The following is a 244-nucleotide window of genomic DNA, read 5'->3' on the forward strand; positions in this document are numbered from 1 at the left end:
CACCCAACAAGTTTACCTGCATCGGCCAAAATATTGTGGCGGCATCGTCACACTTCCTTGGCACGGCGTCACTTCTATTGGCTCGGATAAAAAAAACGCGACGGTCGGTGGTATGGGTATCCCTTTGTCGCTGATATGGTCACCCCCATTCGCTGGTGCACTTCACCCCGAATTCATTCATATAGGCAAGGCCGCCAATAACTTTACAGAACTGCAGGCCGAATGGGAGTTCATCCGCCGGTTC

General features: G+C 52.0%; 1 pseudogene. It reads left to right on the top strand.

Going from position 1 to position 244, the window contains the following annotated elements:
* Positions 1-244, top strand: a pseudogene (locus tag IAE34_RS24460) (DUF6708 domain-containing protein); the annotation flags it as partial.

The organism is Pseudomonas sp. S30, from assembly GCF_016518545.1.
Taxonomy (GTDB): domain Bacteria; phylum Pseudomonadota; class Gammaproteobacteria; order Pseudomonadales; family Pseudomonadaceae; genus Aquipseudomonas.